Origin of the sequence: Psychrobacter fulvigenes, from assembly GCF_904846155.1 — a bacterium.
In the GTDB taxonomy this organism is placed as follows: domain Bacteria; phylum Pseudomonadota; class Gammaproteobacteria; order Pseudomonadales; family Moraxellaceae; genus Psychrobacter; species Psychrobacter fulvigenes.
In genome coordinates, this window is the sequence record NZ_CAJGZP010000001.1 from 104,145 (window position 1) to 115,221 (window position 11,077).

Genomic DNA, 11,077 nt, shown 5'->3' on the forward strand with positions numbered 1-11,077 from the left:
CGAGTATAGGATAGGCGATTTTGCTAGTATTTTATAAGCTAGCCAACGCGCCCTTATATAAAAAAAGCATCTACCTATAGATAGGTAGATGCTTTTGCGATTAGAATTATATCTAGGTAAGATAAAAAACTAAGCGGTTCTTCTAAACGGGCTTATGAGAAATCAAGTTCAGTCTCAAAGCTCTTTAAGTTATGACGAGCCATAGCTAGGTTAGACTTTTGACGGTCAAGTACTAGGTACAAAAATAAGTTGCTGTTGCGTACTAATGGACGTAGCAAATGGTACTGCTTGCTTAGGGTGATTAGGATATCTTCGATGCTTTCATCCAGACCTAGAGCGTCAGCTACTTTACGCTTAGAACGTAAAACTTCAGTGTTACCAGCCGCCGCAAGTTCTAGATCGATGCCTGTACCCAATGTTGCGAGTGCTAAGCCTGATTCGCTATCAACCAGTGCTGCTGCCATAAAGCCGTCAATTTCATTTAGTGCATTAAGTGTTAACTTAGCCATACTATTATTCCTTAAACGTAAAAACTATAGAAGATTAACAATCAGTAACGGACGAAGTTCATAACGATTCTCATATTGTGATAATCACATCACTTTGAGCACTTCTTATGGGCGCTAAAACAGTAGGCGCTATTAAATTATACGTGCTACACCGATAGCTAGGCACGTCACTGGATTGTCTAATTGGGGTGTCTTAACATTCTACTAAAGACAGGGTAATCACTGCAATTATAGTGCCATTTGTATTATAGATTAACATTACTCTCTATAACTACATTACTATCTAAGCATATTTTTATGAAAAAGCAAGATTTTCAGCGATAAAGTGTCAGTTTTCGCGAATGAGCGGTCTGGTTGGAGTGTTTTTGGATCAATACTCTAAGCATGGATATAGAAAAGATATGACGAGGAACTATAAGAAAGAGGTCAAAATTAAGCCGTTAACTTTATTAAAAAAGCTAACGGCTGGGAGGTTAAATACGGGTCTAGGTAAACAGTTTCTAATAAACGGCTTCTAAATAGAAAATGATGATCCGCAACCACAAGAGGTGGTGGCGTTAGGGTTTTCTACTACAAAGCGTGCACCCTCTAGCCCTTCTATATAGTCAACAGTAGAGCCTTGTAAGTACTGATAGCTGAGTGAATCAATAACTAAAGTGACATCACCGTTATCAAAGTTGGCATCGTCTTCATTTAAGTCGCTGTCAAATCTAAAGCCGTAAGAAAATCCTGAACAGCCGCCACCCGTCACATAAACGCGTAACATCAAATCGGTATCACCTTCTTCTTCACGCAGTCGGCGTACTTTTTGTGCCGCGCTATCGGTTAGGCTTAAGACAGTGGGATCTACAGGCTGGCTTGCGCTTGGATCGTATTGGTTGGTTTGTGTGTTCATATCTACCTCGGTTACTAATATCAAATGCCATCGTCGTCTTGGTATGATTGGCAGCGTTAGTGACGACAATCTATTAGTGGCGATGTGATGGACTCGGATGGGTACTGTCGTGTCATTGCTGTGATTATTTCGTTTTGTTATAAGACTACAAAAAGCTAGGAAAGACGCCAAATCTATTTTTTATCGATATAAAAACAGCTTAGCTGCTCACAGTTATCGTGTCCTAACAGTATATCATAATGGGGGTTTGCGTGGATTTGTCAATAGCCTTTGCCATTCTGGATGCCCTTTATTGATTTAACGGTTGCTGATAATAAATAATTGGATTTAAAATACTTTTTTAATTGTTTGCCTATAGTGAGTGTGTTTGAAATAATAGCCCGCAATTAGCGCACGCTGTGTGTGCTTTACTATGACATTATTTTGCCAAAAATACATTGAGATGAAAAAAATCTATGATCGAATTTAAAGACGTTAGTGTTCGCCGTGATGGCCGTGAATTATTTTCTGGTGCTAGCTTTCAGCTGCATCCAGGCCACAAGGTTGGCTTAACGGGCAATAATGGTACAGGCAAATCTACACTATTTGCCTTATTACTGACGCAAATGGGCACAGGTGATACCGAAGTCACCGTCGATCGCGGAGAGGTGAGCATTCCTGATACTTGGCAGGTGGCACATATGGCGCAGGAAGTTGGCGCAAGCGCGCAAACGGCGATTGACTATGTGCTGGGTGGTGACGAAGAGTGGTATGAGCTCAACGAAGCAATGAGCGACTTGAGTACGGTCAGTGATGAGCAGATTGGAGTGTTGCATCAGCGGTTTGATGAAATCGATGGTTATCGTACGCCCACCAAAGCGGCACAAATCATGGCGGGCCTTGGCTTTAATACGACGCAACATGAGCTGCCAGTAGAAGGGTTTTCAGGTGGTTGGCGTATGCGTTTGAATCTGGCGAAGACGTTGATGAGCCGTGCAGATTTGTTATTGCTCGATGAGCCAACCAACCATTTGGATTTGGATGCGATTTTATGGCTTGAGACTTGGATCAATCAATTTGAAGGGTTGGTCATCGTCATCTCACACGATCAGGCATTCTTAGATGCCACAGTCGGTCACATCTTGCACGTCGAACAGCAAAAAATCACATTATATACCGGTAATTATCAGCAGTTTATTCGCACCCGTCATGAGCGTATGGCGCAGCAGCAGCAGGCGTATGAGAAGCAGCAAGAAACGCGGGCATATTTAGATGACTTTATTCGTCGCTTCCGTGCTAAGGCCAGTAAAGCCAAGCAAGCACAGAGCCGTATCAAGCAGCTAGAGCGTATGGCGGATCTATCACCAATGATGGCGGATAACCCGTTCTCCTTTAAGTTTTATGAGCCGGCACACATGAGTAGCCCACTGATTGAACTGACTAAGGCTGATATTGGCTACAGTGATACGCCGCTATTGTACAATGCCAATGTGCAAGTAACTCCCGATACACGGCTTGGGCTGCTCGGTATGAATGGCGCTGGTAAATCAACTTTGATCAAAGCCTTGGTTGGTGAGCTGGGCGTGCTGTCTGGGACCTACACCGTATCTGATACGCTCAAACTTGGTTACTTTAATCAGCATCAAATGGATACCCTAGATGCCGAAGCGACGCCAATGGAGATGCTGCGCCGCTTGGCGGGCAAGACTTCCGACGCGTTATTGCGCTCATTCTTGGGTAGTTTTGACTTCCGCGGTGAGCGTATTGATACGCCAAGCAAGCTATTCTCGGGCGGTGAACGTGCTCGTTTAACCTTGGCATTGATTGTCTGGCAACGTCCAAATGTCTTAGTACTTGATGAGCCAACCAACCATTTAGACTTACAAATGCGTCAAGCTTTGACGTTGGCGTTGCAAGGTTTTGAGGGCGCAGTCGTTCTGGTCTCGCATGATCGTGAACTGATTGCCAATGTCTGCGATGAGCTATACCTTGTCCATGATGGCAAGATTGAAGAGTTCGATGGTGATATCAGCGACTATGGTAAATGGCTGAGCGACAAACGCAAACAAGAGAATGCGCCAGAGAAGAACACTGGTAAGAAGAAAAGTAAAAAAGAGAGTAAGAAGTTTGTTTCACGTGAAACAAATAACAGTCAAGTAAGCAATAAAGCATCTGCTACGTCAGAAAAGACCAAAGCCGCGCAGCCAACGCTTAGTAAAGAAGAGCAGCGCAAGCTGGCCGCTGAACAGCGCAAGCTGACCGCACCTGTCCGCCGTGACATTGAAGAGACAGAAAAGACTTTGGCTAAGATTGATAAACAGCTGATTGCTCTTGAAGAAAAGCTTGCCGATACTGACCTTTATGAAGAGAGCCGAAAAACAGACTTATTAAAGTTGCTTGATGAGCAAACGGAGCTGCAACAACAGCATGGCGACAATGAAGAAAAGCTATTGCTTGCCATGACGACTTTAGAAGAGATGGAAGCCAGTTTTGAGTAAAGGGTTTTGATAAATGGTGAATCGGTTATTATTTAAAAGTTGAACTATCACTTAAAAGTTGAATAGCAGCCATAAAAAAAGGAGAAGCACCAGCTTCTCCTTTTTTATTACATTATTGCTTACGGTATTTACCATCACCATAAGACAGAATCTTCATGGTAGTGGTACAAAGCTGACAGTTTATTTTACCAGCAGCGCCTTTAGATAAATCAAGAATTCGTCCTGGTGTAAAAGGACCTCTATCTGTGATTTTTACTATTACGCTCTGCTTTGTCTTTTTGTTGGTCACTTCTACTTCCGTACCAAACGGCAGCGTTTTGTGCGCAGCGGTCATAGCATTCATATTGAATATACTACCGCTAGCGGTGCGTTTGCCATGAAATTTGCTACCGTAGTAACTGGTGTTACCGGCAAAGACTGTGGTACTCAGCAGTAGCGATAACGTGACAACCAAAGACTTGATTAAATAAGACATTTAATACCTTTATGCAGTTTATAAGATAGACAGATACTCTTGCCTATAATATTCCTACTCCCTATGAGTACGAATAATGCACACATAATACAATAAATAACTTGCTCTTTCCTTACAGGTATGTAAAAAACGCTTGAGTTCAAAGTTTGCCAATGTGCATATGCTTGTTAATATGGGTATTCTATAAATAATTGGGTCATTTCGCCTCTAACTAAAAAGCCGCGTCTATTAGTTTGAAAGAATTGACACTATGGCAACAGCGGTTAAACAACAATGATGCCAAAATCAAAATAGCATATAGTTGATACACTTTAAAACCGATACAGTGCTACTGGGATAAAATTTTGTGCAGCCTCTGGAGTGCGAAGCGCACAGCAAGCAAGGAAAATTTGTACCAGTAGCACGACACTATAAACGCATCGATTTTATTTCGAGTTGACTATATGTGAATAAAGCTTTATGAGTGATAGCAGCAGGCAAAAATGAAATACTGATCCATCATCCCCATATTATGTATTAGCTGAATTTTTGTAAATAAATACAATAAGGAAAAATAACATGGCAGAAAAAAACTACTATGACATTTTAGGGGTCAAAAAAGACGCCTCAGACGCTGAGATAAAAAAGAGATACCGTAAGCTCGTTCGTCAATATCACCCTGATGTCAGCGACGATCCAGATGCTGATAATAAGATTGCTGAAATTAATAACGCATATGAAACCATCAGGGACAAAGAAAAGCGTGCTGAATATGACGCCATGTTAAACAACCCCTTTGCCGGTCAAGGTGGCGCAGGTGGGTTCGGCGGCTTTGGCGGTCAGTCTGGTGGACAGCAGGGTGGCTTCCGCTGGGAAGATATCAAAGATCAGTTTGGCGATGGTGAGGCCTTTGGCGATGGCGGCTTTCGCTTTGATGACATCTTTTCGGCTTTTGGTCGCGGCGCACGCGGTGGGCAGTCACAACAGGGTGGCTTTGATCAGTTTGGTGGTGGCTTTGGTGCTCAAGACAGTAAAGGCCAAGATCAACATGCAGAGATTACCGTCGATTTAGCCTCTGTATATAGCGGTGACGACTATAGTATCAAGCTAAACGTTCCTGTTCGTCAGCCTAACGGCAGCGTTGACTACGAGAATAAAACCCTCAAAATAAAAATACCTAAAGGTATCACTGATGGTAAGCAAATCCGCCTAGCAGGGCAAGGCGCTGCTGGTATTGGCAGTGGTAAAAACGGCGATTTATTTCTGAAAGTCAAGATTCGCCATACGGACAATATCCGCTTAGAAGGTGCCGATGTCTATCAGACAGTGAATATCGCTCCATGGGAAGCGGCGCTGGGCGAAAAAGTAAACGTCACGACGCCAGCAGGCACGCTAGGTGTTAGTATCCCAAAAAACAGTAAGTCTGGCAGCAACTTACGCCTAAAAGGCAAAGGCATCCCAGCTAAGCAAGCGGGTGATCTTTATTTGACTCTAAATATTATCAACCCTGATGTCAGCACCGAGACAGAAAAACAAGCTTATGAACAACTGAAACAAGCCTTTGCTCATGCATCCATTCAGCGTTGATAAATTAGGCGTTGATAAGGAAAAAGGATGCACAATTGAAAGCGATAAAAATAAAGAGATAACGAGGATGATAACTATGAAACACTCGCCCGAATTAAACGATATTGTTTTGAGCTTAGATGAGCTAGTGTCTGCGTGCGGTCAGGAGCACCAATGGGTATTGGCGTTGATTGAAGAGAATATCATCGAATATGATGTCCCAGATAGTGAGCAGTTCACAGGCTATCAGCTAACGACCGTCCGCCGTGCTTCACGCCTGAGCCGTGACTTTGAAGCCAGCGTGCCTGCTATTGGCTTGATCCTTGAACTATTAGATGAGCTTGAGCAACTACGCCAATTCAAGCGTCAGTGGGAACTAGAAGCACCAACGGTGGAAGTGGAAGTTCGTCATATTAAATAGTCTGAACATAAAATTATACCAAGCCTAAAAAGTACGATTAACTTTGTCAAACTTGCTAAGTCTACTAGGAGTAGTACTTGCACAAGTTTTCCGCGTTACTCTAACTTTTGGGAATAGTATCAGTGTCAGCTTTTGCAATAAAAAAAACGCCACTTAATAAGTGGCGTTTTTTTGGCAAGTAAGTGACTAACTGTTTATAGTTTTAACGCTATTTATAATATTAACGAGAGTATTTTGGATCAGCCGCCGCTGTAAATAGCACGTCGGTCGACGAGTTCAGTGCCGTTTCTGCAGAATCCTGAATCACACCAATGATAAAACCAATTGCGACTACTTGCATGGCAATGTCGTTTGGAATACTAAACAAGCTAGCGGCAAGCGGAATCAGTAACAATGAGCCACCAGCGACACCAGAAGCACCGCAAGCACTAATGGTCGCTACTAAACTCAATAGCAATGCTGAAGCAAAAGTTACTTCGATACCGAGCGTATGCGCAGCAGCCAGCGTCAACACGTTAATCGTAATCGCCGCACCTGCCATATTGATGGTGGCACCGAGTGGAATGGTGACCGAATAAGTATCTTTGTGCAGACCTAACTTGTCGGCGAGGTTCATGTTTACTGGAATATTGGCCGCCGAGCTACGCGTAAAGAAGGCAGTAATGCCTGACTCACGCAAGCAAGTAAATACCAGTGGATAAGGGTTTTTGCCCGTTTTGACGAGGACAATAATAGGGTTGGCAACCAGCGCAATGAATAGCATACAGCCGACCAATACCATCAAAATACGCGCATAACCTGCCAGTGCTTCAAAGCCTGTCTCAGCCACTGTATTGGCGACCAAGCCTAAGATACCAAAAGGCGCGAGCGCAATGACCCATTTGACCACTTGCGAGATAGCTTCAGAAAAGTCCACCACCATATTGCGCGTGGCCTCTCCTGCTTGACGTAGCGCAAAGCCGATGATTAATGCCCATGCCAAGATACCGATATAGTTGGCATTGGCGACAGCTTCGACTGGGTTTGCGACGAGGTTCATGAGTAGATTGGTCAAGACCTCCTTTAGGTTCGCTGGAGGTACTTGCTCGATAGTGGCGTTTATGAGTACCAGTTCGGTTGGGAATAAGAAGCTTGCTCCAACCGCCGTCAGTGCTGCCAAAAAAGTGCCAAAGACATACATAATCAGCACTGGCTTGATATAAACCTCACTACCACTGCGATGCTGACAAATCGCTGCCATCACCAAAATAAAGACCAGCACAGGCGCTACAGCTTTTAGTGCACCGACAAACAGTGTACCGAGTAGTCCTAAGGCAATACCGATATTAGGCGCAAGCCAGCCAATTAACACCCCTAGCACTAAGCCGATAATAATCAGCGGCACCAGTCCTATTCGTTGGTACATCGCAATCAATGATCGCATACTCCATCCTCAACATAATCAAATAAGAAAAACCATTATAAAAACAGCATTATAAATGGGTGGATGTTAGCATTTTTTTGTATATTCTCCTACTGATATACCGTATTTACGTAGGTGAACAGACTAAAATATCTTTATATTTAGGAGGTTTGGGCAAGATTAAGAAGGCATAAAAAAACCCAAGCGCGCATTTGGCACTTGGGTTTGGTCGTGAAATAGAAAGAGAAGCTTAAAGCATACTACACTTTAAAGTGCGTGAGTTGATACTCTAACTGCTGATAGTGCTTGTACTTATTGCGCCCATCTTGCATGCTTTTTGCATCAGGTTTAATCAGCTCAAGCACGCGAGTAGGGTGCGCGCTACCAGCGACCGCCATAAAGTCATTGACTGGTCGAGGAGTGATATTGAGCACAATACCATCAAAATCGATTGGCATATAGCTGCTGAGCAATACAGGTGCTAACTTGGTAGCAGTATCAGCAGTATCAGCAGTATCAGCAGTATTGTCAGTCGCTGTGCTGCTATCATTGTTAAGACGTTGATGCGGAATGAAGCTGCTGGCATCATGCGCCCACAGTGCCTCATCAAGTGTGCCAAGTAAGACATCCTCTTCAGCAAGGATTAATAACGACTGGTTGCTTTTATTAAGTGCAGTTTGGGTCAACTGACAAATAAAGCCCAAGAGGTCTTGGGCTTTACTCTCACTTAATATATAAAAGCTAATTTGCATGTGATAAGCACTCTAGGTTAATAGCGTTTGACCAAGTGACATTTAGTCAAAGAATAGGCAAACGCTCAAATCATACCTGCCCCAATACTTAGGGCACTTAGATACTGTTTTTTAGATATTGCATAAACAGTGGTACTGGACGACCGGTTGCAGCTTTTTCTTTACCTGAGTTCCATGCCGTACCAGCGATGTCTAGATGCGCCCATGCTTGACCTTCTTCGACGAAGCGAGATAAGAAACAAGCAGCGGTGACTGCGCCAGCTCCTTTGCCACCGATGTTTTGCATATCAGCGATCGGCGAGTCGAGCTGCGATTGATAAGCATCATCCATTGGCATATGCCAAACGAGATCGCCTGATTGCATGCTGGCGTTTTCAAGCTCAAATAGTACGTCTTCATCATTACTAAATACTGCTGAGCGCACATGACCTAAGGCCACGACACAAGCGCCCGTTAAGGTTGCCACATCGATGATGGCTTTTGGTTGATAACGTTGTACGTAGCATAGCGTGTCGGCAAGTACTAAGCGGCCTTCCGCATCGGTATTTAGGATTTCAACGGATTTACCATTCATGGCTTTTACGATATCGCCAGGACGAGTTGCATCACCTGATGGCATGTTTTCTGCGCAGGCCAACGCGCCGACGACGTTAATTGGTAAGCGTGCTTCACACAAGGCTTTGATGGTACCGAGTACAGCGGCTGAACCGCCCATATCAAACTTCATCTCATCCATCGCTGCACCTGGCTTGATTGAGATACCACCTGAGTCAAAGGTCACGCCTTTACCAACCAATACAATTGGTGCATCATCGTTTGTAGCTTGTACATCATCAGCGCTGTCTTTGTCAGCATTTTTAGCAGACTTCTTATTAGGAAGTTTGGTCGGTATTTTATCAGCCAGCGCTTTTAGACCACCGCTGACTTTTGCACTACTGGTAGTGGTTTTTGCGCCAAATTTTGACTTACCTTGATACTCCATCAGCACAAGCTTACCTTCTTTGGTAGAGCCCTGAGCGACTGCTAAGAAGCAATCCATGCCCAGCTCTGCCATCTCATCTTCACCCAGTACCGTTACTTTTAGTAGGTCAGGATAGGTTTTTGCCAGTGCTTCGGCTTGCTCTGCCATATAAGCTGGGAAACAGATGTTGCCTGGCTCATTGGCCACGTCACGGGTTAGGCTTTGACCGGCAAAGACAGATTGTGCAAAGTCCAATGCAGGCTCAAGCGCTGCATCAGCCAGTACATAAATATCCGTGAGGATAGGTGTGGTTTGCTCAGATTTGTACTTATCAAAGCGATAGCTTGCTGCCAATAGATTCAGCGCAAACTGACCGAACTGAGTGTCTTCTAAGGTATCACCAAGCACGACTGTGATTGAAGCGACACGCTTTTGCGTGCTGTCATAGATAGTCTTAGCGATCTTTTGTAATACGGTGTTGTTGAGCCTATCAACATTACCCACACCGACCAAAAATAGCTGCACTGGATTTTGCTTAGCAGTTTTTTTGTCACCTGCCAATGCGTAGTCAGCGACAGTCTCACAGGCTTTGCCATTGAAATGCGAGACTTCGATTAATTGCTCAATACGAGTTGTATAATCCGTTAACGCAGATTCGGCAAGGATGTTTTTTTTGTCATCAACGAGTACTACTAGGCAAGCTTCGTCTTTATCTTTGGCTTCTTTTTTGAGAATCTTTTTGGTATGAGTTTGGGGTAATTGTTGGGTTAATTTAATATTCATATATTATTATCCTTGTTAGAGTGGTTAAAATTTAAATGATTGAAAACAACACAGCGACGCACAGTTACTGCCTATTCCACTAAGGCTTATTATTAGAGGTTGTTTTGCCAAAATATATAGTCAGGTGTGCGTGGTAGTGTAGCATATCAGGTAGTCAGTGCGCTGTCCGTAAGGCTTAGTAATGATTTCACACACTTCTTACTAATATTTTGTATTAGTTATACCAATACCTATATCTATACAGACCCTAATGACTAACGAGCTTATCTGTCGATAGTAAGGTTGCAAACATGTCTTGAAGTGCCGCCATCGCGGTGTCATGCATGATGTCCGCAGTTATGGCACTGCCTTTAGCATCAGGCAAATCACGAGTAGCACAAGCATCATGACAAACAAAGTTCTCCAAGCCAATATCAAAGGCGGCTCTCACGCTTGAGCTGACACACATGTGACTCATGAAGCCTGCAAAGATAATCTGCTGTTTACCAGTCGCTTTTAGCAGCTCTTGCAGTGGCGTATCATGGAAGGCGTTAGGATATTTTTTGGTTATGGTTTTTTCGCTATCAAGCGGTTTTACATCTTCGATAAAGTTGACCTTAGATGATAGTGGGTCAAAAATATTGTCATTATCTTCGCCATGATGCGCCACATGAAACACGGGAACAGCCTCCTTTCTGGCTTTTTCAAGCAGCAGGCGCGCATTGGCAACTGCTTTAGCGCCGGCTTCACCCAAAGGCAGTGCACCATCAACATATTCGTTTTGATAATCAATAAAGACGATAGCGCAATTTGACCAATCGACGCTGCCAAATTGTCCGCCAGCAAGATTGATTAGGGTAGAGGGAGTGGACATAGTA

At 43.8% G+C, this 11,077-nt stretch carries 10 protein-coding genes; 3 read left to right on the plus strand and 7 right to left on the minus strand.

Going from position 1 to position 11,077, the window contains the following annotated elements:
• Window positions 1-152: 152 nt before the first annotated feature.
• A complete protein-coding gene (locus JMX03_RS00500; RefSeq protein ID WP_201593820.1) occupies window positions 153-509 on the minus strand; it encodes a roadblock/LC7 domain-containing protein in 357 nt (118 codons plus the stop codon).
• Between the two features lie 514 nt (window positions 510-1,023).
• Window positions 1,024-1,404 (minus strand): iron-sulfur cluster insertion protein ErpA, encoded by a 381-nt coding sequence (gene erpA, locus JMX03_RS00505; protein ID WP_201576379.1) that lies wholly within the window; start codon window positions 1,402-1,404, stop codon window positions 1,024-1,026.
• Window positions 1,405-1,859: 455 nt separating this feature from the next.
• Between erpA and JMX03_RS00510 the strand changes: the two genes are divergently transcribed.
• Entirely contained in the window at window positions 1,860-3,881 is a 2,022-nt protein-coding gene (locus JMX03_RS00510) for an ATP-binding cassette domain-containing protein (RefSeq protein WP_201593821.1), read from the plus strand.
• 112 nt (window positions 3,882-3,993) lie between these two features.
• Here JMX03_RS00510 and JMX03_RS00515 read toward each other — a convergent pair whose 3' ends face one another.
• Window positions 3,994-4,356: a septal ring lytic transglycosylase RlpA family protein gene (locus JMX03_RS00515; protein WP_201576371.1), complete on the minus strand. Its 363-nt coding sequence runs from the start codon at window positions 4,354-4,356 to the stop codon at window positions 3,994-3,996.
• Window positions 4,357-4,914: 558 nt separating this feature from the next.
• On the opposite strand from JMX03_RS00515, the gene JMX03_RS00520 reads away from it, so the two are divergent.
• Both JMX03_RS00520 and JMX03_RS00525 read left to right on the plus strand, forming a co-directional pair.
• Window positions 4,915-5,922, plus strand: coding sequence for a J domain-containing protein (locus JMX03_RS00520; RefSeq protein WP_201593822.1), 1,008 nt, complete (start codon window positions 4,915-4,917; stop codon window positions 5,920-5,922).
• A gap of 76 nt (window positions 5,923-5,998) precedes the next feature.
• Window positions 5,999-6,322, plus strand: coding sequence for a chaperone modulator CbpM (locus JMX03_RS00525; RefSeq protein WP_201576369.1), 324 nt, complete (start codon window positions 5,999-6,001; stop codon window positions 6,320-6,322).
• Window positions 6,323-6,542: 220 nt separating this feature from the next.
• On the opposite strand, the gene sstT is transcribed toward JMX03_RS00525, so the two are convergent.
• The 4 genes from sstT to JMX03_RS00545 form a co-directional block, all read right to left on the minus strand.
• The gene (gene sstT, locus JMX03_RS00530) at window positions 6,543-7,745 is read right to left on the minus strand and encodes a serine/threonine transporter SstT (RefSeq protein ID WP_201593823.1); all 1,203 of its coding nucleotides are present in this window, start codon (window positions 7,743-7,745) and stop codon (window positions 6,543-6,545) included.
• A 239-nt stretch (window positions 7,746-7,984) separates the two neighbouring features.
• Window positions 7,985-8,476 carry a DNA polymerase III subunit chi gene (locus JMX03_RS00535; protein WP_201593824.1) on the minus strand — a complete coding sequence of 164 codons (492 nt, stop codon included), beginning with the start codon at window positions 8,474-8,476 and terminating at the stop codon, window positions 7,985-7,987.
• Window positions 8,477-8,573: 97 nt separating this feature from the next.
• Window positions 8,574-10,220: a leucyl aminopeptidase gene (locus JMX03_RS00540; RefSeq protein ID WP_201593825.1), complete on the minus strand. Its 1,647-nt coding sequence runs from the start codon at window positions 10,218-10,220 to the stop codon at window positions 8,574-8,576.
• Between the two features lie 247 nt (window positions 10,221-10,467).
• Entirely contained in the window at window positions 10,468-11,073 is a 606-nt protein-coding gene (locus JMX03_RS00545) for a cysteine hydrolase family protein (protein ID WP_201593826.1), read from the minus strand.
• Window positions 11,074-11,077: the final 4 nt, after the last annotated feature.

Excerpts from the sequence above, each read along its gene's own strand:
- JMX03_RS00525 (WP_201576369.1), top strand. The coding sequence starts at position 5,999 with ATGAAACACTCGCCCGAATTAAACGATATTGTTTTGAGCTTAGATGAG.
- JMX03_RS00500 (WP_201593820.1), bottom strand. The coding sequence starts at position 509 with ATGGCTAAGTTAACACTTAATGCACTAAATGAAATTGACGGCTTTATG.
- erpA (WP_201576379.1), bottom strand. The coding sequence starts at position 1,404 with ATGAACACACAAACCAACCAATACGATCCAAGCGCAAGCCAGCCTGTA.
- sstT (WP_201593823.1), bottom strand. The coding sequence starts at position 7,745 with ATGCGATCATTGATTGCGATGTACCAACGAATAGGACTGGTGCCGCTG.
- JMX03_RS00510 (WP_201593821.1), top strand. The coding sequence starts at position 1,860 with ATGATCGAATTTAAAGACGTTAGTGTTCGCCGTGATGGCCGTGAATTA.
- JMX03_RS00520 (WP_201593822.1), top strand. The coding sequence starts at position 4,915 with ATGGCAGAAAAAAACTACTATGACATTTTAGGGGTCAAAAAAGACGCC.
- JMX03_RS00545 (WP_201593826.1), bottom strand. The coding sequence starts at position 11,073 with ATGTCCACTCCCTCTACCCTAATCAATCTTGCTGGCGGACAATTTGGC.
- JMX03_RS00515 (WP_201576371.1), bottom strand. The coding sequence starts at position 4,356 with ATGTCTTATTTAATCAAGTCTTTGGTTGTCACGTTATCGCTACTGCTG.
- JMX03_RS00540 (WP_201593825.1), bottom strand. The coding sequence starts at position 10,220 with ATGAATATTAAATTAACCCAACAATTACCCCAAACTCATACCAAAAAG.
- JMX03_RS00535 (WP_201593824.1), bottom strand. The coding sequence starts at position 8,476 with ATGCAAATTAGCTTTTATATATTAAGTGAGAGTAAAGCCCAAGACCTC.